The organism is Bacteroides luhongzhouii, from assembly GCF_009193295.2.
In the GTDB taxonomy this organism is placed as follows: domain Bacteria; phylum Bacteroidota; class Bacteroidia; order Bacteroidales; family Bacteroidaceae; genus Bacteroides; species Bacteroides luhongzhouii.
This window is the reverse complement of record NZ_CP059973.1, coordinates 2,830,481-2,854,798: the sequence shown is the minus strand read 5'-3', so window position 1 is coordinate 2,854,798 and position 24,318 is coordinate 2,830,481. Positions and strand designations below refer to the sequence as shown.

Annotated in this window: 19 protein-coding genes; 13 read left to right on the top strand and 6 right to left on the bottom strand. The window is 40.8% G+C overall.

Annotated features, from left to right (window positions below; genetic code table 11):
* Positions 1–32: 32 nt before the first annotated feature.
* The 4 genes from GD631_RS10200 to GD631_RS10185 form a co-directional block, all read right to left on the bottom strand.
* Positions 33–1,856 (bottom strand): glycoside hydrolase family 2 protein, encoded by a 1,824-nt coding sequence (locus GD631_RS10200; RefSeq protein ID WP_223225821.1) that lies wholly within the window; start codon positions 1,854–1,856, stop codon positions 33–35.
* Between the two features lie 11 nt (positions 1,857–1,867).
* Positions 1,868–3,901: a glycoside hydrolase family 2 protein gene (locus GD631_RS10195; RefSeq protein ID WP_143258116.1), complete on the bottom strand. Its 2,034-nt coding sequence runs from the start codon at positions 3,899–3,901 to the stop codon at positions 1,868–1,870.
* 23 nt (positions 3,902–3,924) lie between these two features.
* Positions 3,925–4,704 carry a glycoside hydrolase family 16 protein gene (locus tag GD631_RS10190; RefSeq protein WP_143258115.1) on the bottom strand — a complete coding sequence of 260 codons (780 nt, stop codon included), beginning with the start codon at positions 4,702–4,704 and terminating at the stop codon, positions 3,925–3,927.
* Positions 4,705–4,887: 183 nt separating this feature from the next.
* Positions 4,888–7,710, bottom strand: coding sequence for a helix-turn-helix and ligand-binding sensor domain-containing protein (locus tag GD631_RS10185; RefSeq protein WP_143258114.1), 2,823 nt, complete (start codon positions 7,708–7,710; stop codon positions 4,888–4,890).
* A gap of 175 nt (positions 7,711–7,885) precedes the next feature.
* On the opposite strand from GD631_RS10185, the gene miaA reads away from it, so the two are divergent.
* From miaA to GD631_RS10120, 13 genes are all read left to right on the top strand, one after another.
* Positions 7,886–8,806, top strand: a complete 921-nt coding sequence (gene miaA, locus GD631_RS10180) for a tRNA (adenosine(37)-N6)-dimethylallyltransferase MiaA (RefSeq protein ID WP_143258113.1) — start codon at positions 7,886–7,888, stop codon at positions 8,804–8,806.
* A gap of 57 nt (positions 8,807–8,863) precedes the next feature.
* Positions 8,864–9,790, top strand: a complete 927-nt coding sequence (locus tag GD631_RS10175; RefSeq protein ID WP_143258112.1) for a diacylglycerol/lipid kinase family protein — start codon at positions 8,864–8,866, stop codon at positions 9,788–9,790.
* 117 nt (positions 9,791–9,907) lie between these two features.
* A complete protein-coding gene (gene kdsA, locus GD631_RS10170) occupies positions 9,908–10,708 on the top strand; it encodes a 3-deoxy-8-phosphooctulonate synthase (RefSeq protein WP_143258111.1) in 801 nt (266 codons plus the stop codon).
* Between the two features lie 81 nt (positions 10,709–10,789).
* Positions 10,790–13,627 (top strand): M16 family metallopeptidase, encoded by a 2,838-nt coding sequence (locus GD631_RS10165; protein WP_143258110.1) that lies wholly within the window; start codon positions 10,790–10,792, stop codon positions 13,625–13,627.
* Positions 13,628–13,651: 24 nt separating this feature from the next.
* A complete protein-coding gene (locus tag GD631_RS10160) occupies positions 13,652–15,145 on the top strand; it encodes a DUF5687 family protein (protein WP_185911624.1) in 1,494 nt (497 codons plus the stop codon).
* Positions 15,146–15,183: 38 nt separating this feature from the next.
* On the top strand, positions 15,184–15,891 hold the full coding sequence (locus GD631_RS10155; protein WP_009039683.1) for an ABC transporter ATP-binding protein: 708 nt from the start codon (positions 15,184–15,186) through the stop codon (positions 15,889–15,891).
* 25 nt (positions 15,892–15,916) lie between these two features.
* On the top strand, positions 15,917–16,540 hold the full coding sequence (locus tag GD631_RS10150; RefSeq protein WP_185911623.1) for a C40 family peptidase: 624 nt from the start codon (positions 15,917–15,919) through the stop codon (positions 16,538–16,540).
* 26 nt (positions 16,541–16,566) lie between these two features.
* Positions 16,567–17,451, top strand: coding sequence for a TraB/GumN family protein (locus GD631_RS10145; RefSeq protein ID WP_143258109.1), 885 nt, complete (start codon positions 16,567–16,569; stop codon positions 17,449–17,451).
* Positions 17,452–17,489: 38 nt separating this feature from the next.
* Entirely contained in the window at positions 17,490–18,128 is a 639-nt protein-coding gene (locus GD631_RS10140) for an HAD-IA family hydrolase (RefSeq protein ID WP_143258108.1), read from the top strand.
* Positions 18,129–18,322: 194 nt separating this feature from the next.
* A complete protein-coding gene (gene rplU, locus GD631_RS10135) occupies positions 18,323–18,640 on the top strand; it encodes a 50S ribosomal protein L21 (RefSeq protein ID WP_044657262.1) in 318 nt (105 codons plus the stop codon).
* A 21-nt stretch (positions 18,641–18,661) separates the two neighbouring features.
* Complete coding sequence (gene rpmA / locus GD631_RS10130) at positions 18,662–18,925, top strand: 50S ribosomal protein L27 (RefSeq protein WP_117810523.1); 264 nt, start codon at positions 18,662–18,664, stop codon at positions 18,923–18,925.
* Positions 18,926–19,107: 182 nt separating this feature from the next.
* Entirely contained in the window at positions 19,108–20,382 is a 1,275-nt protein-coding gene (gene serS, locus GD631_RS10125; protein ID WP_143258107.1) for a serine--tRNA ligase, read from the top strand.
* 138 nt (positions 20,383–20,520) lie between these two features.
* Positions 20,521–22,821 carry a bifunctional dihydroorotate dehydrogenase B NAD binding subunit/NADPH-dependent glutamate synthase gene (locus tag GD631_RS10120; RefSeq protein WP_143258106.1) on the top strand — a complete coding sequence of 767 codons (2,301 nt, stop codon included), beginning with the start codon at positions 20,521–20,523 and terminating at the stop codon, positions 22,819–22,821.
* Between the two features lie 210 nt (positions 22,822–23,031).
* Here GD631_RS10120 and panD read toward each other — a convergent pair whose 3' ends face one another.
* Positions 23,032–23,385, bottom strand: coding sequence for an aspartate 1-decarboxylase (panD, locus tag GD631_RS10115; RefSeq protein ID WP_004301789.1), 354 nt, complete (start codon positions 23,383–23,385; stop codon positions 23,032–23,034).
* Between the two features lie 18 nt (positions 23,386–23,403).
* Positions 23,404–24,249, bottom strand: coding sequence for a pantoate--beta-alanine ligase (gene panC / locus GD631_RS10110; protein WP_143258105.1), 846 nt, complete (start codon positions 24,247–24,249; stop codon positions 23,404–23,406).
* Positions 24,250–24,318 lie beyond the last annotated feature (69 nt).

Sequence of the window (24,318 nt, the reverse complement as noted above, 5' to 3'; positions counted from 1 at the left end):
TTGGTTATTTAATCAAAGAAAATACATACTTACTACTTATTTCTATACCACTCCTGAAGTATATAGAAAGCCTTCTTTTTCTGCCCACGATTAGATATCAACCCTTTCCGATTAAATCCATCCTGAATCTGTGGAAGCAATCGCCTCGGAGAACGGAAGTCCATCAATATCCAAGGAGAAATACCTGCTACCGGCGGCATCCGTTCATCAATCATTTTCAACGTTTTTTTATAAAGTTCCTCCTGATACTCTTCGGTCCAAATCTGCGTTTTATCACCGTGATAACCGGCAACAGCACCTCCACCCATTTCGCTAAATATCAAAGGCTTTTCATAATCTACCTCCCAACGTACACGATCAATTTTTTCATTCAACCCATCATACCATCCTAAATATTGGTTACAAGAAATTATATCTACATATTCACTCATCTTATCCTGAATGGAAAGTACCGTAGCCGATTTATCCGAACGTTCCATCGCCATACTTAATAAACGTGAGTTATCCTTTTCACGAGCTGCTTTTGCCAAATTAGACAAGAACCGGTCACGGGCATCTCCATGAGGTGTTTCATTGGCTATTGACCAAATAATAACCGCCGCCCGGTTCTGATCCCTCTCAATCATTTCCATTAATTGGTTGTGGGCATTCTGATAGGTATCCTCGTTTTCCCATTGAATAGTCCAGTAAACCGGAATCTCTGACCAAACCATTAACCCCATCTTTTCGGCCAAACGAACCATCTTTTCATTGTGAGGGTAATGTGCCAATCTGACATAATTGCATCCAAGCTCTTTTGCCCAGTTCAACAGTGTCAGATCTTCCTCTTCCGAACAAATACGGCCGGAGCGGAAAGGAGCTTCCTCATGAATACTGATTCCTTTCAGAAATACCGGTTTGCCATTGAGCAGAATCTGACGTCCTTTTGTCTCAATTGTACGGAAACCTATTTCATCTACTACTTTGTCAGTATTTGTACTCAAAGACACTTGATACAAATAAGGTTTTTCCGTGCTCCATAAGATTGGTTTTGCCTTTATTTCAAAAAAAGCGTATCCGTTAGCATCTGTAATCAGTTCCTTCTTTATTTTCAGTTCGGGAATTTCCAATTGTACTTTTTCAGAAGTTGCTGTTCCGTTTATCTTCACATAACCGGACAATGTGTCTTTACTGCCTTTCTTAAGCTGTATATAATAACTGTTGATATATGTCTGCGGAACTTCCACCAGCATAACATCACGTGTTATTCCACCGAAATTAAACCAGTCACAATTCAATGTCGGCACTCCTTCAGCAGTACGTTTATTATCAACTTTCACTACCACGAAGTTTTCTCCATCTTTTATTTGTTCGGTCACTTCCATATTGAAGGGTGTGTATCCACCGATATGTTCACCGACTTTTGTACCGTTCAAATAAACTTTTGCTTCATAATTCACTGCTCCCAAATAAAGAAAAACTCTATTATCCGCTTTTTTATAAAGAAATTTATGCTTAAACCACATCGTTCCCTCATAAAAAAAGAAACGGTCTTCCCATGTATTCCAGTCTCCCGGAATTGCCATTACTGGTGCTGAATCAAAATCATATTCCTTGTAAGCTGTAATGTTATCCACTAGCGGATCTTTGAAGAACCCGTTAGGATCGGGCGTACGGCGATAATTATAATATCCCACCTCCAACTGGTCTAACAAATAGTTCCAAGTACCATTCAATGAAATCGTTTTCCTCCCATATACATTCTGGATAAGAGGAGTCAATTTCGAATTACTTTGTGCAGACACAGTCTGCCCCAAAGGAAATAGCACCCACAGTAAGGATGCGACCACCCAGGTCATTTTTAAATGTTCTCTCATAGCATTCTATTTTATTTTTCAGATAAATAATACCAAACAACTTTATCTTCAAGCTGCTTATCTTCCTGATAAGCATAAGCTTCTACATTATTTACTCCGGATTTTAAAGTGATTTTCCCGGATAAGTATACATGATTTTCCCCTTTCTCTAATGGAATTTCTTTCCCATTAAGTTTCAAAACCACTCTTTCGCAATTTGAATAAAGTTTCAAGCTAGTTTCCGGTTGAGTACGATTAGTAAACCGACGCTCACAGATATACACCATTGGTTCCGGATTCCAATTGACTTTATAAAAATAATAGGCATCTTTTTTTATTTGCCTGTCATGAGTAATTAAACCTTTATCATTGATTCCAGGTTGGTTTCCTTCATTACGACTATCTGAAGCAAAATCATAGGCTGCCCATATGGAAGTGCTCCATAAGTAAGGACGTTGCTGTATAGCTTTCAAATACCCTTCATGAAAATAGGTCTGATAAGCTTCCGGATGCCAGTGTCCATCAATATCAGGTTTCCCTTTTCCTTCCTGATGTTGATATGGATGTGCTCCTGCCCCATATTCGCTAAAACCAATACAGCGTTGTGGATATTTCTGATGAAGTTTATCAGCAAATGTACCTATCTCTTCCACAGTATTATAATACCATCCATCATAACGATTATTGGAATAAACATCAGTTATGAAATTTGTTGGTCTTTCTGAAAACATAGCAGCTAATGTACTAAGTCGGGTCGGATCTTCCTGATGTACCAATTTATTCAGTCTTTCAATCAACGGAACCGGATTGGGACCTTTCCTATAATTTATTTCATTAGAAACTCCCCATACTACTATTGAAGGATGATTATACAACTGTCGAATCAAACTTTTCAACCCGGTTTCACAGTTTATGGCAAACTCCTCCGTATCCTTTATCTTGTTTATTACCGGAGTCTCTGTCCAACAAACAATCCCTAATGAGTCCAAATAACGATAGGTGAAATCTCCATGTTGATAGTGAGATAAACGAATATAGTTACTACCCATGGCAACAATTCTATCAATATCCTCTTTGCGTTCGGTATCGCTAACCGCATTCCCTTTATCTCTTCTCTCTTCATGTAGCGATACTCCCCGCAAAGGATATGAATGTCCGTTTAGAATGAATCCTTTCTCCGGATCAATGGAATAATAACGTATTCCCAAAGGAACAGTATAGCTATCCATTACTCTTGTTCCAACCATCACATTGACTTCCACAATATATAAATAAGGATCCTTCTTCCCATTCCACAAATGAGGATTATCTATTTGGCAAGTGTTTGTTACGGATGTTGTAGTCTCTGGAAGAATCATTACTTCCTGCTTGCCCTCCTTCAATATCTCTCCATTCCGTTCTTTTATAATGAAAGATACTATTGCCTTTTGCTTTTTCTTATCAGTATTACGAACTTTTGCGATAAAAGAGAGTTTGGCTTCTGTATCTGTCACCACATCTTGACGAATATATACACCGTTCGAGCCATAATCTTCAGTAGTGAAATGTACCTTATCTTTCTTTATTAATTCCAAGCCACGGATTAATCCCCCGAAAAAGGTAAAATCAGCAGAAAGAGGAGGTATAGCCAAATTTTCAGCATTGCTTACTTTCACCAATAATAGATTGGATGCACCATAACGGACAAATGGAGTAATATCAAAAGCAAAAGCTGTGTATCCGCCAAAGTGTGTGCCAACAGATACTCCATTTAAAAATACTTCTGTTGCATAATTAGCTGCCCCAAAACGTAAATAAAGGCATTTATTACGATCATTTTTATCTATCTTCAAATTGTGCATATACCAACCCGTCCCCCGGTAATAATTATCTCCACCGTCCTGTCCATCTTGTCCGTTCCAAGTATGAGGAAGGGTTATGTCTGTCCAATCTACTTTTTGAGATGTCGAAGAAATATCTATATTGTCTTTAGTAAACTTCCAGTTATCATTAATAGGAAATCGCTGCGAGTTAGCATAACTTAATAACCAACAACATGAGATCAAAATAGTATAAATTAGTTTCATAGTATTCAGTATATTCAATTAGTTTATTTTGAGTACACACGTACCCAATCAATGATAAAATCCTGTGGAAATATGGAATTATCAACTCCCATTTTTCCTCCCCAATTTCCGCCTACGGCCAAATTGAATAAAATATAATGTGGTTTGTCAAAAGGCCAGTTTTTAGGTGTTTTTTTTTCAGGTGCATATACATAGAAAGGTTTTGACGGATCATCAATATAAAACTCTATCTTGTTTTTATCCCAATTGATTCCATAAGTATGAAATCCCTTCTCCAATCCTTTTACTTCCAGATGTTTTTTATTGATAGTACCACCATGACTGGAACGTGTATGTAGTGCCGAATGAACCACTCCCGGTTGATAACCTACATACTCCATTATATCAATCTCTCCTCCATCCGGCCATCCGCCCTCCGCCCCTAACATCCAAAAGGCTGGCCATATTCCCATACCTGTAGCCAGTTTCATCCGGGCTTCAATACGTCCATACAAGAAGGAATGTTTGTTTTTTGTAGAAATACGGGAAGAAGTATAATCTCCTCTCTTTTTGTTATCGCCTACTTTCTTAGCAGTAATAACTAGTTTTCCTTTCTTGAAAGAGAGATTATCCGGAGTATAATTTTGAAGTTCATTATTTCCCCATCCGTCGTTTTGTGAACCATATCCGGAAGCAACAGTCCAGTTTGTTTGATCTAATTGCTTCGAATTAAATTCATCACTCCATATTAACTGATGCTGACCATAAAGAGAGGTGAATTGAAACAACAACAGGCAAATTGCATTTAAAAGAATTTTTCTCATACTATTACTTTTTTTGGGTTGATGCAAATATAGAAGGCTCTAAATTCCTACCCAAAATTTAAAGCCCTACAAACACTATACAACCTTAAAAAAGTAAATTACCTACCCCCTACAAGTCCTCACACATAAACACACAAACCGCTATATTTCAAATAGATAAATATAACAAAATCCCCCTACAAATCATTTATCTACAAATGATTTTAATGTTGCTATAATTTCAGTCAGATAATAGGGTAAAGCCACCGATTCATCTAACTCCAGTTTTTTTCTTAAACGGTACTTAGCCATTTCTACAGAAGAGGAAGAGACATTCATCAAAGAAGCTATTTCTTTCGTACTCAAATTCATGCGAATATAAGCACATAATCTCAAATCACTATTAGTTAACTTGGGATGTTTTTCTGTTAGTCGATCAAAGAATCCATTACATGTATTATTAAAATGTTCAACAAAATTATCCCATCCGCTCTGATCGTTTAATTGCCGTTCAATCTCCTTTACCAAACGTTGCACCTGCTGTTTTGTAGCAGGAGACTGACTTATATCAATTTCCTGTACGGCCTCCTTTATCTTTTTAAGGAATGTATTATTCTGAACCCCCAGCATAGTGATACTCATCAACTTACTATTCTTATTACCTAGTTCTTCCTGAAGACAATTCAATTGATAACGTTCCATTTCCTCCTTCCGTTTTCTCTCTTCATTTAAACGTATTTCTTCTTCCTTTTTTCTTGTCTGGATTAATACAGCTCTATATATAAGAAATATTATACCTATAACGAGCAACCCATAAAGTAAATAAGCATAAACAGTGGCGTACCATGGTGAAGCAACATGCAGCATGATACTATTCACATCCGAATAAATCCCATATCCATTACTATTCCTGACTTCTAACGTAAAATCACCAGGATGAAGATACGACAACTGAATATAACCACCGGAAGAGATTTCCCACTTATCCCCACGCTCTACAATACGATATTCCAACTGCTGTTCCCTATTCAGAGAAGTCAACCATAGCCGCACCATATTGATATGAGCAGGAATAAAAAGATTCCCTTCGTTCAAACTTAACAACTGATTTTCAGACTCTCCCACGATTTCTGCTTTCCTGATACAGGGCATCTTCATCGGAGGTTGCCCGTTCAATGCAGTAATATTCATTATTCCCAATCCATTCTCCAAACCAATAGCATAAATACTATCTTCCAACTGGATTACTTTACGAAAACCCTTTGGTATGAATTCATCTTTCATACGGGCGAATAATCCTGAATTCACCATCACTTTATTGTAATTCTTTTGCAAAAGACAAACGCCTTCTTCATTTATTTGCCAGAAACGATCATCAAACGCCTGAACCTTTAACGCATTTCGATTAATCGTTTCCAATAAAGTTGCATAATATTCATCTGGTTGAAGGGTATTATTCAATTCATTGTATTTATATACTCCTCCTTCATTATTTAGAAAAATAATATCGGTCCCCACTTTGACCAAAAACGCACGCTTCGATTTTGTCATCGGTACAGCATATATTTCAGATTCGGTGATAGTAGTGTAAGCATGATCAAAACGAAGTCGCATATAATCTTTTCTTGAGTGAGCAATCCATAAGTTTCCATCTTTATCAAATGCACAATTTTGCACCAAATCACCATAACCGGATATATTGTTTTGAAACGTCAGTTTACCATCATTCAGTTTATAAAGAGAAAGCCCTACATAGTTTCCACTTATGTAATAACCTGGACGAGAAGGGACTGGAACTAAAGTATAAACTCCACTATGTTTTATTTCACGGAATGTACCATTGGAGACACTGAATAGACCTTTATTATGTGCGACAATGACTTCACTTCCTATATTATACAAGTTCCAGACTTGTCCTTTGGATTGAGGTAATAATACAAAACTAACCTCTTCCTCTCTCTTATTTATCTGAAAAAGTCCTTTGTTAGTTCCTACATACAACTGATCCCTCTGATTCACAGCGCAATATACATATCCTATATTTTCTTTGGGATCAAGTAATAAAGATTCTTCCTTAACACTTTCCTCAATCATCATTATTCCTCCGTTCAACCCTAACCAGATATCTCCTTTATTATTTACCCCAACACTTAATACTGTATTCTTCAGTCCCAACTGCTCTCCTACTTTCGAAAGGATATTTCCCCGCTCATCTATTCTGTAAAAGCCCGTATTACCAGTACCGACCAAATAATCATTCCCCAAACGACTCATAGACGTGATCCTCATATCCGCCTCATAAGGGATATGTTTCTCAATATTTCCTTTGCTATCCAGCAACAATGCCCCCTTCTCTGAACTAAAAAGACGAAGTTTTCCACTGCTAGTTAAAGCCATATAAACCAAATAGAAATTTTCCAATTGATCTGTAACGACTCGTTTTTCATATCCATCCAATTGATAGAGATAGTTACTCTGCTGCAAATAAACTTTATTACCAACAATAAACAAAAAATGAAACCTCATTCCATCATCTGCCAGTGGAGTGATCTTACCTGTTTTTGCATCGTAGACCAGAAGAGATAAAGGAGACTCAAAATAAACCAAATGACTTCCAGGCACTTTGGCTATTTTCCAAAACTCTTGAGTTGGAGAATTTGGAGAATTCTCATATAAAAGTGTGTACTGTAGATTACCGTATTCATCGTATCTCCAATATCCAAACTCATTCACTCCCCCACTATACGTTATCTTACTCTCCTCATCATAAAATACATTTCTCATAATACATTCACTCGGAGTCACATATTTCTCCCATCGAACCCCATCATAAAGTACAATTCCCTCATTAGTTGCAAAATAAACATCATCTCTTTCTCCTTTAGAGATACCCCACACCTGTGCATCACTTTTATATTCAGAAGGTGTATAAAAGCGAACAGGTTTACTGATTACTTCATCTATAGAAATTGGGTATAACTTTGTACACCAGAAAAATAAAAAGAATAGAGAATAAAATCTTATCATATAATCAGATTTAAAATCCGGTTAAACACATCTTGACTTGCCTTAACAAAAACAAAAATACTCATTCCAACCCTTTTCTGCAAATTTCCAGAACTCTTATCTTGATAAAAAAGCCTCTGAATACCCGACAGGTTAAAATTATTTCGTAATTTTGCGGATATAAAAGAATGAAGCTATGCCGGACTATGATTTAATCGCCATACTCGGACCTACAGCCTCGGGTAAAACTCCCTTTGCCGCTGCCTTGGCCTACGAACTCAACACAGAAATTATCAGTGCCGATTCCCGACAGATATATCGTGGAATGGATCTCGGTACAGGGAAAGACTTGGTGGATTATACAGTAAACGGACGTACAATCCCCTATCATTTAATCGATATTGCAGATCCCGGATATAAATATAATGTATTCGAATATCAACGCGATTTCCTGATTTCTTACGAAGCAATCAAACAAAAAGGCTGTCTCCCCGTTGTATGTGGAGGGACAGGTATGTATCTGGAATCCGTACTAAAAGGATATAAGCTGATGCCCGTACCGGAAAATCCTGAATTACGTGCTCGTTTGGCAAATCATTCGCTCGAAGAGTTGACAGAAATATTAGGCCGGTACAAAACATTGCACAATTCCACTGATGTAGATACCGTGAAACGTGCTATCCGTGCGATAGAGATTGAAGAATATTATGCTGTCCATCCGGTTCCCGAACGGGAATTTCCGAAATTGAACAGCCTCATCATCGGAGTGGATATTGACCGGGAACTGCGTCGTGAAAAGATCACCCGACGATTGAAACAACGGTTGGACGAAGGAATGATAGACGAAGTGCGGCGATTGATCGAACAAGGAATTGCGCCGGATGATTTAATCTATTATGGGTTGGAATATAAATACCTGACATTATATGTTATTGGTAAACTAACCTATGAAGAGATGTTCAACGGTCTGGAAATTGCGATCCATCAGTTTGCCAAACGGCAAATGACCTGGTTTCGCGGCATGGAAAGAAGAGGATTTACCATCCATTGGATGAATGCGGAACTGCCGATGGAAGAAAAGATAGCTTTTGTAAAAGCGAAACTGGAAGGGAATTAGTATCTTTGTCAATTATTATAGTGCGATTTTTAATACACAGTAGGATAGATAACAAATATGAGTGTAGAACCAAAAAAATGGGGAGTGATTTACAACCCGAAAGCGGGTACCCGAAAGGTAAAAAAGCGCTGGAAAGAAATTAAGGAATACATGGACAGCAAAGGCGTGGACTATGACTATGTACAATCCGAAGGTTTCGGTTCGGTGGAACGTCTCGCCAAGATTTTAGCCAACAATGGTTATCGCACGATTGTCATTGTGGGCGGTGATGGCGCATTGAATGACGCCATCAATGGCATTATGCTATCCGATGCCGAAGATAAAGAGAACATCGCCCTCGGCATGATTCCGAATGGAATCGGAAACGACTTTGCCAAATATTGGGGACTCGGCACGGAATACAAACCGGCTGTCGATTGTATCATCAACCACCGGCTGAAAAAAATAGATGTAGGTTACTGCAATTTCTATGACGGAAAAGAACATCAACGCCGCTACTTCCTCAATGCTGTTAATATCGGACTGGGGGCACGAATCGTTAAAATCACCGATCAGACCAAACGTTTCTGGGGAGTGAAATTCCTTTCCTACGTTGCCGCTCTGTTTTCTCTTATATTTGAACGGAAACTATACAGAATGCACCTCCGCATTAATGACGAACATATCCGCGGACGCATCATGACGGTATGCATAGGCAGTGCCTGGGGATGGGGACAGACGCCTAGTGCCGTTCCTTATAACGGATGGCTGGATGTCTCCGTTATCTACCGCCCGGAATTCCTGCAAATCATTTCCGGACTATGGATGCTGATTCAAGGAAGAATCCTGAATCATAAGGTAGTGAAAAGCTACCGGACAAAGAAAGTGAAAGTACTACGGGCACAAAATGCAGCTGTGGATTTGGACGGGCGGTTGTTGCCCAGACATTTTCCGCTGGAAGTAGGGGTACTTTCGGAAAAGACAACGCTTATTATTCCAAATTGATAATTTCAGGCACGGATGACGCGGATGACACGTTTTTTAGTAAATCTGAATCTGCAAAAGCAGTATAGTCCGCGCAATCCGTGCCTGAAAAATAAACTTATAATTAGATTAAGAAAAATGATAGAACTTAAGAACAATCCTGCCGGTAATTTCTTTCTACTGGCGGGTCCATGTGTAATAGAAGGTGAAGAGATGGCAATGCGCATTGCCGAACGAGTAGTAAAGATCACCGAAACTCTGCAAATTCCCTATGTATTCAAAGGCTCTTACCGCAAGGCAAACCGCTCACGCCTGGATTCATTTACAGGTATCGGTGACGAGAAAGCACTCAAAATATTAAGAAAGGTACATGAGACTTTCGGAGTGCCCACCGTGACGGATATTCACACCGCAGATGAAGCTGCAATGGCAGCCGAATATGTAGACGTACTTCAAATCCCGGCTTTCCTTTGCCGCCAGACCGATTTGTTGGTTGCAGCGGCAAAAACCGGAAAGACAATCAATATCAAGAAAGGACAGTTCCTTTCTCCGTTGGCGATGCAGTTTGCTGCCGACAAAGTGGTGGAAGCCGGAAACAAGAATGTGATGCTCACCGAACGTGGGACGACTTTCGGCTATCAGGATCTTGTGGTAGACTATCGTGGCATCCCTGAAATGCAATCATTCGGTTATCCGGTTATCCTGGATGTGACCCATTCCTTGCAGCAGCCTAACCAGACCAGTGGAGTAACCGGTGGAATGCCGCAACTGATAGAGACCGTAGCCAAAGCTGGTATTGCCGTGGGAGCTGACGGAATATTCATCGAGACACATGAGAATCCTGCGGTAGCTAAAAGTGACGGTGCCAATATGCTAAAGTTAGACCTTCTGGAAGGGCTGTTAACGAAGTTAGTCAGGATACGGGAAGCCATAAAATAACTCTTTTCCCTGTCTATTTGTGATTTACAACCAAACAAAACGACGAATAACAAAGAAATATTTATTTAAACTAAATAGAACATGAAACATTTATTACGTGGATTATTTATTGCAGTCCTTTTTATATGCTGCAATTTCCAGCTCGTACTTGCACAACCCATGCAAGAACTGCCTGTGGACAAAAACGTCCGCATCGGTAAACTGGACAACGGGCTTACCTATTACATTCGGCACAATGCACTTCCTGAAAAACGTGTAGAATTCTACATTGCACAGAAAGTAGGTTCCATCCTTGAAGAACCGCAACAACGTGGTTTGGCTCACTTCCTGGAACACATGGCTTTCAATGGAACCAAACATTTCCCGGGTGATGAAACCGGACTCGGTATCGTGCCCTGGTGTGAAACAAAAGGTATCAAATTCGGAACGAATCTGAACGCATATACCAGTGTCGACCAGACGGTATATAATATCAGCAACGTACCAACTGAAAACATCAATGTGGTAGACTCTTGCCTACTTATCCTTCATGACTGGTCGAACGCCATCAATCTTGCTGACAAGGAAATAGACAAAGAACGTGGTGTAATCCGTGAAGAATGGAGAAGCCGCAACAGCGGTATGCTTCGTATCATGACCAATGCACAGTCTACAATGTATCCGGACTCTAAATATTCAGATTGTATGCCTATCGGAAGCATTGATGTTATCAACAACTTCCCTTATCAGGATATCCGCGATTATTATGCCAAATGGTACCGTCCGGACCTGCAAGGTATCGTTATTGTAGGCGACATCAACGTAGATGAAATTGAAGCCAAACTTAAAAAAGTATTCGCAGACGTAAAAGCTCCGGTAAATCCGGCCGAACGTATCTACTATCCGGTAGCAGACAATCAGGAACCGCTTATCTATATCGGTACTGACAAAGAAGTGAAAAATCCGTCTATCAACATCTTCTTCAAACAAGATGCTACCCCGGATTCTTTGAAGAACACCATCGCTTATTACGCAACGAGCTACATGGTCAGCATGGCTATGAATATGCTGAACAACCGTTTGAACGAACTTCGCCAGACTGCTAATCCGCCTTTCACAAGTGCCGGTGCAGAATATGGAAACTATTTCCTTGCCAAGACTAAAGAAGCATTCAGTATCAGCGCAAGCAGCAAAATCGACGGAATCGATTTAGCTACGAAAACGATTTTGGAAGAAGCTGAACGTGCACGCCGCTTCGGATTTACACCAACAGAATATGACCGCGCACGCGCCAACTATCTGCAAGCCGTAGAGTCTGCTTACAATGAACGCGAAAAAACCAAAAGCGGCTCTTATGTCAACGAATACGTTAACAACTTCCTTGATAAAGAACCGATTCCGGGAATCGAAGTTGAATATACGCTTTTGAACAAATTGGCTCCGAATATTCCGGTAGAAGCTGTTAACCAGATAATGCAACAACTGATTACTGATAATAACCAGGTAGTTCTGTTGGCCGGTCCGGAAAAAGAAGGAGTGAAATATCCTACTAAAGAAGAGATTACCGCTCTGCTGAAACAAATGAAGTCATTTGACTTGAAGCCTTATGAAGACAAAGTCTCTAACGAGCCGCTTATCTCGGAAGAACTGAAAGGTGGCAAAATTGTTTCTGAAAAAGCCGGAGACATTTATGGTACGACTAAGTTAGTGCTTTCCAACGGCGTAACTGTGTATGTGAAGCCTACTGATTTCAAAGCTGACCAAATTGTTATGAAAGGGGTAAGTTTCGGTGGTACGAGCATATTCCCGAACGAAGAGATTATCAATATTGCTCAATTAAACGGAGTAGCCTTGGTGGGTGGTATCGGTAATTTCAGCAAGGTTGACTTGGGTAAAGCTCTTGCCGGCAAACGCGCAAACGTGGCTGCCGGTATCGGTAATACAACAGAAACGGTTTCCGGTAGCTGTGCACCGAAAGATTTTGAGACAATGATGCAGCTCACTTATCTGACTTTCACTTCTCCACGCAAGGACAATGAAGCATTCGAATCTTACAAGAATCGCTTGAAAGCCGAACTTCAAAATGCGGATGCCAACCCGATGACTGCTTTCAGTGACACTGTTACAAGTGTATTATATGGTCATCATCCACGTGCTATCAGAATGAAAGAAAATATGGTAGACCAGATCAACTACGACCGTATTCTCGAAATGTACAAAGACCGCTACAAAGACGCAAGCGACTTTACTTTCTACTTGGTGGGAAATGTAGACTTGGCAACGATGAAACCGTTGATCGCCAAATATTTGGGTAGTCTTCCATCTATCAACCGTAAAGAGACTTTCAAGGACAATCACATGGATATCCGCAAAGGACAGATCAAGAATGTATTCGCTAAAGCACAGGAAACTCCGATGGCTACCATCATGTTCCTTTATAGCGGTAGTTGCAAATATGACTTGCGCAACAATGTCCTGCTTAGCTTCTTAGATCAGGCTTTGGATATGGTCTACACAGCGGAAATCCGTGAAAAAGAAGGTGGTACATACGGTGTTAGCTGTAACGGCAGCCTGGGTAAATATCCGAAAGAAGAACTTGTTCTTCAAATCGTATTCCAGACTGATCCTGCCAAGAAAGACCAACTGTCCACTATCGTTGTAGAGCAGCTCCACAAAATGGCAAAAGAAGGTCCGTCTGCCGAACATATGCAGAAGATCAAAGAATATATGCTGAAGAAGTATAAAGACGCCCAAAAAGAAAATGGCTACTGGCTCAATAACATGGACGAATACTTCTACACCGGTATCGATAATACAAAAGACTATGAAAAGTTGGTCAACAGCATCACAGCAAAAGAAGTACAGGACTTCCTTGCCAAGTTGCTGAAACAGAACAACGAAATTCAAGTCATTATGACTATGCCGGAAGAAAACAAATAAATATTTCTCTAGTATATCTACTGAATGATGATATTCAACGAACTACGTAAACATGGAAGGCTCGCCGCCAAACGGCATCCGATGTATGAGAAGAACAAAGTTGCTAAAATACTCGGTTATGTCATGGGCGCATTTTGGGCCGGTTACCTGATATTCTTCGGTACTACGTTCGCGTTCGGTTTTTCAGATATGGTTCCCAACCGGGAACCATATCATGTGATGAACGCAGTGGTTCTGATCTTTATCCTGGCACTGGACTTCCTGTTGCGTGTTCCGTTACAAAAAACACCGACACAGGAGGTAAAACCTTACCTCCTGTTGCCGGTTAAACGAATTCGTGTCATCGACTTTTTACTAATCCGCTCGGGACTAAGTCTGTTCAACCTGTTCTGGTTGTTTCTGTTTGTCCCTTTTTCCTTCATCACTATTACCAAGTTTTTCGGTATTTCCGGTGTTATCACCTATCTTATCGGTATCTTATTATTAATTATTGCCAACAATTACTGGTACTTGCTTTGCCGCACTCTTATTAACGAACGTATTTGGTGGATTCTATTACCTATCGCTTTCTACGGTGGAATAGGCTGCCTTCTTTTTATTCCCGAAGATAGTCCGCTCTTCTATTTCTTCATGGATCTGGGAGATGGATATATACAGGGAAACATTTTCTATTTTCTCGGTACCATACTTGTGATTGCCCTTTTATGGCTGATTAATCGCAAGATCATGTCCGGGCTTATTTATGCAGAGCTAGCCAAAGTGGATGATACCCAAATTAAACACGTCTCCGAATATAAATTCTTCGAACGCTACGGAGAAGTGGGCGAATATATGAGACTGGAACTAAAAATGCTCTTACGCAACCGCCGCTGTAAAGGTGCACTACGCAATATCTCTATCGTAATTGTAGCTTTCTCCGTTGCACTTAGCTTTTCCAGTGTCTATGACGGTAATTTCATGACCTCTTTTATTTGTGTGTATAACTTTGCCGTATTCGGAATGATTATCCTTTCACAGATTATGTCATTCGAGGGCAACTACATTGATGGTCTGATGTCTCGCAAAGAATCGATTATGAGTTTGCTGAAAGCTAAATATTACACATACAGTATCGGTGAGGTTATACCTTTCATACTGATGATCCCCGCTATCATCATGAACAAGCTAACCTTACTGGGTGCTTTTGCCTGGTTTTTCTATACCATTGGCTTTATCTATTTCTGCTTCTTCCAACTGGCTGTTTACAACAAACAGACAGTACCTTTGAATGAAAAAGTGACAAGCCGACAAAACAATAGCGCCATACAGATGGTGGTCAATTTCGGTGCTTTCGGCGTACCGCTTATCTTATACAGCTTATTAAATGCACTTTTAGGAGAAACAATCACTTACACAATCCTGTTAGTGATTGGTCTCGGATTTACTCTGACCTCTCCTTTATGGATAAAAAATGTATATCATCGCTTCATGAAACGGCGGTACGAAAATATGGAAGGTTTCAGAGACAGCCGCCAATAAACGTTCATGAATCATTAACTATATAAACATTGAAGATCATGATTACCATTGATAAACTTAAAAAGAATTTCGGTGAAAAGGTTGCCGTAGACATAGAACATTACGAAATCAATCAAGGCGACATGCTCGGATTGGTGGGTAACAATGGTGCCGGTAAAACAACTCTTTTCCGATTGATGTTGGATCTGCTGAAAGCAGACGATGGAAAAGTGATTATTAATGATATTGATGTCAGCCAAAGTGAAGATTGGAAAAGCATTACAGGTGCTTTCATCGACGATGGCTTCCTGATTGATTATCTCACACCGGAAGAATATTTCTATTTCATCGGAAAAATGTATGGACTCAAGAAAGAAGAAGTAGACGAACGCCTTGTCCCTTTCGAACGCTTTATGAGTGGAGAAGTGATCGGACATAAAAAACTAATTCGCAACTACTCTGCCGGTAACAAGCAAAAGATCGGAATTATCTCCGCCATGCTTCATTATCCGCAATTATTAATTCTGGATGAACCGTTCAATTTCCTCGATCCAAGTTCCCAGTCAATCATCAAACATCTGCTTAAGAAATACAATGAGGAACATCAAGCTACGGTTATCATATCCAGCCACAACCTCAATCATACCGTAGATGTATGTCCACGGATCGCTTTACTAGAACACGGTGTCATTATCCGGGATATTATCAATGAAGATAACTCCGCAGAAAAAGAACTGGAGGATTATTTTAATGTAGAAGAAGAATAAATGGTAAATAGTGAATGATAAAATAATGAATAGTAAGTATTCATCCTTGCTAAAATTATTGCATAAACTAATTATAATGAGATATATAACAGATAAGTCTGGTACCCATAAGCCTAGTATAAAGAAACCTGATAGAAAGAAGAGATACTTCCTGCAATGCATCCTTTTATTAGGACTGGTTGTCAGCCTTAGTGCCTGTCGCACTTCCGCTCCCCGACTGGACTATCAAGCATTGGCACGAGCTTCTATTTTATTAGGCGTAGATGTTAACCTGGAAGATAACCATAAGCTCTATCTTGAAGCAGCCGACTGGATAGGGGTTCCTTACCGTGGTGGGGGTGATTCTAAACGAGGAGCTGACTGTTCGGGGCTGGTTTATCAAATGTATCGAAAGGTATACCGCATTCAAGTGCCACGCAATACAGAAGACTTGAAAAAAGAAAGCAATAAGGTCGCTAAACGGAACCTTCGGGAAGGCGACCTGGTATTCTTTACCAGTAGCCGTTCAAAAAAGAAAGTAGCTCATGTGGGTATTTATCTGAAAAACGGAAAGTTCATTCATTCCAGTACCAGTAAAGGAGTTATCGTCAGCAACTTGAACGAGAGTTATTATGCCAAACACTGGATAAGCGGAGGCAGAATACGTTAATTATCAACTTCTAATGACATAAAATTATGAAATCATTCATCGGAGCAGTTATATTTATCTGTGTGGCATTCAGTGCCAATGCACAACTTTTATGGAAAGTGTCCGGTAACGGACTGACCCAACCTTCCTACATCATAGGCACTCATCACCTGGCACCCTTCAGCATCATGGACAGCATTGCCGGACTTCCCAAAGCGATGAATGAAACGCAACAGGTGTATGGAGAGCTGAAAATGTCTGAAATGCAGTCGCCTGCCACAATGGGAAAGATGCAAAAAGCAATGATGATCGAAAGTGATACCACACTAACCTCTCTCCTTTCTCCGGAAGACTTTGAAACTGCTAACAAATTCTGCAAAGAAAACCTGATGGTAGACTTAAATATGGCTCCGAAGCTAAAACCTGCCTTCCTGTTGAATAATGTAGTAGTGATGGCTTACGTAAAACACGTAGGAAAGTTTAACCCGCAAGAGCAACTCGATACGTTCTTTCAAAGCCAAGCCACTCAAAACGGGAAAAAAGTGGACGGACTGGAAACTGCCGAATTCCAATTCAACCTGCTTTTCAACAGTAGTTCACTACAACGACAAGCGCAGCTACTCATGTGCACTCTTAATAATATAGAAGCTGAAGTAGAAAACCTGAAAAAGCTCACGAACGCTTACATGAAACAGGATTTGAACACTATGTTCAAAATCAGCGAAGAGCGCAAAGGCAATCAATGCGACGCACTTCCCAGCGAAGAAGATGCCATGATTTACAACCGTAATAAAGCATGGGCTGAAAAACTACCGGCTATTATGAAAACCGCTCCGACTTTTGTTGCGGTAGGCGCCCTGCACCTCCCCGGAGAAAAAGGATTATTAAAGTTACTAAAAAGCCAAGGATACACAGTAGAACCTGTGAAATAAGAAAAGTATTTAGTACTTTTGCGGAAAAGTTTTCCCCAATGAACTACAAAACCTATTTATTCGATTTCGACTATACATTAGCCGATTCGTCGCGTGGTATCGTTAAGTGTTTCAGAATTGTGCTTACCCGGCATCAGTATTTAACCGTTACCGATGAAGCTATCAAACGTACGATCGGCAAAACACTGGAAGAATCATTCAGTATCCTCACCGGAATTACCGACCCGAAACAGTTAGAATCTTTCCGGCAAGAATACAGACTGGAAGCTGATGTACACATGAATGCAAATACCCGTCTTTTCCCCGATACATTATCTACACTGAAAGAATTGAAGAAACGGGGTGCCCGCGTCGGAATTATCTCTACCAAGTATCGTTTCCGGATATTGAGTTATCTGGAAGAATATCTGCCAAAGGATTTTCTCGACATCGTAGTGGGAGGAGAAGATGTAAAAGCGCCAAAACCTTCACCGGAAGGGGTACTATTTGCCCTGGCACATCTCGGAAGTACGCCCGAAGAAACATTGTATATTGGAGATAGCACCGTAGATGCTGAAACAGCCCGGAATGCGGGAGTAGATTTTGCAGGCGTATTGAACGGAATGACAACAGCCGAGGAGCTTCGCATTTATCCACACAAAATCATTATGCAGAATTTGGGAGAGTTGGTTCAATAGACTACAATGAGAGTTAAAATGCTCATTTATTTGCTGTAATCATTTTATCTCTTGCAAAAAACAAAAGAAATATTTGTCGGGAACAAATAAAAATAGTACTTTTGTGCCCGATTATTCCGCAACGGGTTCGATAAAGAGTTCTTTAAGTGATTAAAGACCACCCGCCGGAGCTAACTTATACATTAATATATAAGATGTACGCAATTGTAGAAATTAACGGTCAGCAGTTTAAGGCAGAAGCTGGTCAAAAGTTGTTCGTTCACCACATCGAAGGTGCAGAAAACGGTTCAACAGTAGAATTTGAAAAAGTTCTTTTGGTAGACAAAGACGGAAACGTTACAGTAGGCGCTCCTACCGTAGAAGGCGCTAAAGTTGTTTGCCAGGTTGTTTCAAACTTGGTTAAAGGCGACAAAGTTCTTGTTTTCCACAAGAAAAGAAGAAAAGGATACAGAAAACTGAACGGTCACCGTCAACAGTTCACTGAATTAACAATTACAGAAGTAGTAGCTTAATCAATTAAAAAGTAAGAAGAAATGGCACATAAGAAAGGTGTCGGTAGTTCTAAGAACGGCCGCGAATCACAGAGCAAGAGATTAGGCGTTAAGATATTTGGTGGCGAAGCTTGCAAAGCAGGTAACATCATCGTTCGTCAAAGAGGTACTGAATTCCACCCGGGTGAAAACATCGGAATGGGTAAAGACCACACTCTTTTCGCTTTAGTAGACGGAACAGTTAGTTTCAAAGTAGGTAAAGAAGATAGAAGATATGTTTCTATCGTTCCTGCAACAGAAGCATAATTATCCAAACTGAAAATATTCAAGACAAGGAGATGCGATCCACAGGATTGCATCTCCTTTCTTTTTATATCCCAATATATAACTCAGATATGTATTATATATAACCCAGATATTTGCTTGATTATTCCTTTTTTCCTTATCTTTGTAACCTTAAAATAAGAAAGTTCATAAAAAGTATAGATATGCTTACCATTAAACAAATTACAGAGAACACAGAGGCGGTACTCCGCGGACTGGAAAAGAAGCATTTCAAGAATGCAAAGGAAACGATCGATCAGGTGATCGCTCTTAACAACAAGAGACGTAGCACACAAAATGAATTAGATAAAAACCTGGCAGAGGTTAACTCACTTTCGCGCACCATCGGTCAACTGATGAAAGAAGGCAAAAAAGAGGAAGCTGAAACTGCACGTGCACGCGTTGCCGAACTAAAAGAAGGTAACAAAGAACTGGACGCTGCTATGACACAGGCTGCAACTGATATGCAGAATATACTTTATACCATCCCCAACATTCCTTATGACAGCGTACCGGAAGGCGTAGGTGCCGAAGATAACGTCGTAGAGAAAATGGGAGGTATGGAAACCGAACTTCCTAAAGATGCACTCCCCCACTGGGAACTGGCAAAAAAATATGATTTAATAGACTTCGACCTGGGCGTAAAAATCACAGGTGCGGGTTTCCCTGTATACAAAGGTAAAGGCGCACAACTTCAACGCGCCCTTATCAACTTCTTCCTGGATGAAGCACGCAAATCCGGATATACCGAAATCATGCCGCCGACAGTAGTCAACGCTGCTTCCGGCTATGGCACTGGACAGCTTCCGGACAAAGAAGGACAGATGTATCATTGCGAAGTAGATGATTTATACCTGATCCCGACAGCGGAAGTTCCCGTTACTAACATCTACCGTGATGTCATTCTGGAAGAGAAACAATTACCTATAATGAATTGTGCTTATACACAATGTTTCCGTCGCGAAGCAGGTTCTTATGGTAAAGATGTGCGTGGTCTGAATCGCCTGCACGAATTCTCCAAAGTGGAACTAGTTCGTATCGACAAGCCGGAACACTCCAAACAATCTCACCAGGAAATGCTTGACCATGTAGAAGGACTTTTGCAGAAACTGGAACTCCCCTATCGTATCCTCCGTCTTTGCGGTGGAGATATGAGTTTCACCGCTGCTCTTTGCTTCGACTTCGAAGTATATTCAGAAGCACAGAAACGCTGGTTGGAAGTAAGTTCTGTATCCAATTTCGACACTTACCAAGCCAACCGCCTGAAATGTCGTTACCGTAATGCAGAAAAGAAAACCGAACTCTGCCACACACTGAACGGTTCAGCATTAGCATTGCCACGTATTGTTGCTGCCTTGCTCGAAAACAATCAAACTCCGGAAGGTATCAGAATTCCGAAAGCATTAGTTCCGTACTGCGGCTTCGACATCATAGACTAAGAAAATTATCCAGATACAGAGAGCCACTCATCAAAAGAGTGGCTTTTCTTTTATATTTCGCAAATTAGCTGTATCTTTGCCAATATTTATATCATTCTGGTAGCAGTTACGTAATAAAAACAACAAATTAATTAGATAATGAACAAAATCATTAGCAAGGAACGCTTTTCTGAAAAAGTATTCAAATTTGAAATTGAAGCTCCTTTGATTGCTAAATCCCGTAAAGCCGGACACTTTGTCATCGTGCGTGTTGGTGAAAAAGGAGAACGTATGCCTTTGACTATCGCAGGTTCTGACCTCAAAAAAGGCACCATTACTTTGGTAGTGCAAGAAGTCGGGCTTTCTTCTACCCGTCTCTGTGAACTGAATGAAGGCGATTATATTACCGATGTAGTAGGCCCACTTGGACAAGCTACCCACATAGAGAAATTCGGAACAGTAGTCTGCGCCGGTGGTGGTGTAGGCGTAGCTCCGATGCTTCCTATCGTACAGGCTTTGAAAGCAGCCGGCAACCGTGTTATCACTGTATTGGCCGGACGTAACAAAGACCTGATTATTTTGGAAAAAGAAATGCGTGAAAGCTCTGACGAAGTAATTATCATGACTGATGACGGTTCTTACGGTCGTAAAGGTCTGGTAACGGAAGGCGTAGAAGAAGTTATCAAACGTGAGAAAGTGGACAAATGCTTCGCTATCGGTCCTGCCATCATGATGAAATTCGTTTGCTTGCTGACAAAGAAATATGAAATTCCGACTGATGTTTCATTGAACACCATCATGGTAGATGGAACAGGAATGTGTGGTGCTTGCCGTATCACTGTGGGAGGAAAGACTAAATTCGTTTGTGTAGACGGTCCTGAATTCGACGGTCACCAAGTGAATTTTGATGAAATGCTGAAACGTATGGGCGCGTTCAAAAATATTGAGCGCGAAGAAATGCATAAACTTCAACCAGAATGTGAAGCAACCAAAGAAATCGACGAAAAAAGCCGTAATGCAGCCTGGAGACAGGAATTACGCAAATCAATGAAACCGAAAGAACGTACAGCCATTCCCCGTGTAGAAATGAATGAGCTTGACGCTGAATATCGTTCACACAGCCGTAAAGAGGAAGTCAATCAAGGATTAACAGCCGAACAGGCTGTTACAGAAGCTAAACGTTGTCTTGACTGTGCTAATCCGGGATGTATGGAAGGCTGTCCGGTAGGTATTGATATTCCCCGCTTCATTAAGAATATCGAACGCGGAGAGTTTCTTGAGGCTGCCAAAACACTGAAAGAAACAAGCGCACTTCCAGCTGTTTGTGGTCGTGTGTGCCCACAGGAAAAACAGTGCGAATCAAAATGTATTCATTTGAAAATGAATGAAAAGCCCGTCGCTATCGGTTATCTGGAACGTTTTGCCGCTGATTACGAACGTGAAAGCGGGCAAATCTCCGTACCTGTCATTGCAGAGAAGAACGGTATCAAAATAGCTGTAATCGGTTCGGGACCTGCAGGGTTGGCATTTGCCGGTGATATGGCTAAATATGGATATGATGTAACTGTATTCGAAGCACTGCATGAGATTGGCGGTGTATTAAAATACGGTATTCCCGAATTCCGTTTGCCAAACAAGATTGTAGACGTAGAAATTGACAACCTGAGCAAAATGGGTGTCAACTTCATCAAAGACTGTATCGTAGGAAAAACGATCGGCGTAGAGGATTTGAAAGCTGAAGGTTTCAAAGGAATATTCGTGGCTTCCGGCGCCGGACTGCCTAACTTTATGAATATCCCGGGAGAGAATTCTATCAATATCATGTCGTCCAACGAATACCTCACTCGCGTTAATCTGATGGACGCTGCCAGTGAAGATTCGGACACTCCGGTAGCTTTCGGTAAAAACGTGGCAGTAATCGGTGGTGGTAATACAGCGATGGACTCTGTTCGTACTGCCAAACGTCTTGGTGCAGAGCGTGCTATGATTATCTATCGTCGTTCGGAAGAGGAAATGCCTGCACGTATCGAAGAAGTAAAACATGCCAAAGAAGAAGGAGTTGAATTCCTCACACTACATAATCCGATCGAGTATATTGCTGACGAACAAGGTTGCGTAAAACAGGTTATTTTGCAAAAGATGGAGTTAGGCGAACCGGATGCTTCCGGACGTCGTAGTCCTATAGCCATCCCGGGAGCAACAGAAACAATTGATATCGACTTGGCAATAGTCAGTGTCGGAGTATCCCCTAACCCAATTGTTCCGAGCTCTATCAAAGGACTGGAACTAGGACGAAAAGGAACTATCACTGTAGATGACAACATGGAATCTTCCATCCCTATGATTTATGCAGGCGGTGACATCGTCCGCGGTGGGGCCACTGTTATTCTGGCGATGGGTGATGGTCGCAAAGCCGCTGCCGCCATGAATGAGCAATTGAAGGCAAACGCCGGCAAGTAATTGCCGTTTGCTACCCCCCGGGATGAACTTCTCTAGCACATGAAATAAACACATCCGATATGTGTTCGGAAGTTGACCAACAGGTAGCTAAAGCCAACTCACATACGGCTGAAACATCGCTCATCCCCGGTATAAAAATAAAATAAGAAAAGCCCCGTTTACATTTTGTAGACGGGGCTTTTCTTATTTCAAATATCAAAGATACTTTCTCTACTTTACCACTTTGTTCGTCGCAGGATCGGGGAAGATTACAGCCGGTTTGAACGACTTGGCTTCCTCAAAATCCATCAATGCATAAGACATGATTATAACAATATCATCCGGTTGCACCTTGCGTGCAGCAGCACCGTTCAGACAAATTTTACCTGAACCGCGCTCACCTTTGATAATGTAGGTTTCAAAGCGTTCGCCGTTGTTATTATCAGCAATATACACTTTCTCTCCCGGAATCATGTTTGCAGCGTCCAGCAGATCTTCATCAATCGTGATACTACCCATGTAGTTCAGATTTGCCTCTGTGACACGTGCACAATGAATTTTCGACTTCAACACTTCAATCATCATAAGGTTTCGTCTTTTTAGTTATTCTTTATATTTAATGTTATCAATCAGTCGGACTTCTCCACAGAATACAGTGATGCATCCTACTGCATAGGAAGTATCCTCCCAATTACTAATTTTCTGCAATGTGTTTCCGTCTACGATCTCAAAATACTCCATGAGCAACCCCGGAGCAGCTTCAATCGCATCTTCTACCATCTTTTGCGTTTCGCTCACTGTGTGAGTGGCTGCAAAGTTACGACTTTTAAATAAGGTCCGGGAAATATTTAAAGCATTTTCACGTTCTTCCGCAGATAAACGTTTATTCCGGCTACTCAATGCCAGTCCATCTTCCTCACGCACAATTGAACAACCTACAATTTCAAGGTTATATTTCAATTGTCGAACCATCTCACGAATAATTGCTAACTGCTGAAAATCCTTCTCTCCGAAATATGCACGGTCCGGCTGTACGGCATCAAACAGTTTGCTGACAATCTGGCAAACACCGTTAAAATGACCCGGACGGAAAGCACCTTCCATCACCGTATCCAATGGTGAATAGCTAAATTGACGGGTATCCGGTTCCGGATACATTTCGCTTACCGAAGGAGCAAAAGCGAAATCCGCTCCGCATTCTTCCAACAAACGGCAATCTGCATCCAACGTACGCGGATATTTCTCCAAATCGTTTTTATCGTTAAACTGTGTGGGATTCACAAAAACACTCACAACAGTTACACCATTCTCACTTACGCTGCGCTTTACCAGAGATGCATGTCCCGCATGTAAAGCACCCATTGTAGGAACCAGTCCCACCTTTTTACCTTGGGCTCTCAAGACAGTCAATTCTGCCTGTAAGTCCTTGATAGTGTGCACTACTTTCATTTTCGTCAATTGGTTTATGTTTTACTCGTTTGCAAAAACTCTGCAAAATAAACTAATATTTGCCACATA

Bases quoted from the DNA above. Each gene is read 5' to 3' on its own strand.
- GD631_RS10120 (WP_143258106.1), top strand. From the start codon at position 20,521: ATGAACAAAATCATTAGCAAGGAACGCTTTTCTGAAAAAGTATTCAAA.
- serS (WP_143258107.1), top strand. From the start codon at position 19,108: ATGCTTACCATTAAACAAATTACAGAGAACACAGAGGCGGTACTCCGC.
- GD631_RS10200 (WP_223225821.1), bottom strand. From the start codon at position 1,856: ATGAGAGAACATTTAAAAATGACCTGGGTGGTCGCATCCTTACTGTGG.
- panD (WP_004301789.1), bottom strand. From the start codon at position 23,385: ATGATGATTGAAGTGTTGAAGTCGAAAATTCATTGTGCACGTGTCACA.
- GD631_RS10150 (WP_185911623.1), top strand. From the start codon at position 15,917: ATGAATAGTAAGTATTCATCCTTGCTAAAATTATTGCATAAACTAATT.
- GD631_RS10190 (WP_143258115.1), bottom strand. From the start codon at position 4,704: ATGAGAAAAATTCTTTTAAATGCAATTTGCCTGTTGTTGTTTCAATTC.
- GD631_RS10185 (WP_143258114.1), bottom strand. From the start codon at position 7,710: ATGATAAGATTTTATTCTCTATTCTTTTTATTTTTCTGGTGTACAAAG.
- rpmA (WP_117810523.1), top strand. From the start codon at position 18,662: ATGGCACATAAGAAAGGTGTCGGTAGTTCTAAGAACGGCCGCGAATCA.
- GD631_RS10160 (WP_185911624.1), top strand. From the start codon at position 13,652: ATGATGATATTCAACGAACTACGTAAACATGGAAGGCTCGCCGCCAAA.
- GD631_RS10165 (WP_143258110.1), top strand. From the start codon at position 10,790: ATGAAACATTTATTACGTGGATTATTTATTGCAGTCCTTTTTATATGC.
- GD631_RS10140 (WP_143258108.1), top strand. From the start codon at position 17,490: ATGAACTACAAAACCTATTTATTCGATTTCGACTATACATTAGCCGAT.
- GD631_RS10145 (WP_143258109.1), top strand. From the start codon at position 16,567: ATGAAATCATTCATCGGAGCAGTTATATTTATCTGTGTGGCATTCAGT.
- panC (WP_143258105.1), bottom strand. From the start codon at position 24,249: ATGAAAGTAGTGCACACTATCAAGGACTTACAGGCAGAATTGACTGTC.
- rplU (WP_044657262.1), top strand. From the start codon at position 18,323: ATGTACGCAATTGTAGAAATTAACGGTCAGCAGTTTAAGGCAGAAGCT.
- GD631_RS10195 (WP_143258116.1), bottom strand. From the start codon at position 3,901: ATGAAACTAATTTATACTATTTTGATCTCATGTTGTTGGTTATTAAGT.
- miaA (WP_143258113.1), top strand. From the start codon at position 7,886: ATGCCGGACTATGATTTAATCGCCATACTCGGACCTACAGCCTCGGGT.
- GD631_RS10175 (WP_143258112.1), top strand. From the start codon at position 8,864: ATGAGTGTAGAACCAAAAAAATGGGGAGTGATTTACAACCCGAAAGCG.
- GD631_RS10155 (WP_009039683.1), top strand. From the start codon at position 15,184: ATGATTACCATTGATAAACTTAAAAAGAATTTCGGTGAAAAGGTTGCC.
- kdsA (WP_143258111.1), top strand. From the start codon at position 9,908: ATGATAGAACTTAAGAACAATCCTGCCGGTAATTTCTTTCTACTGGCG.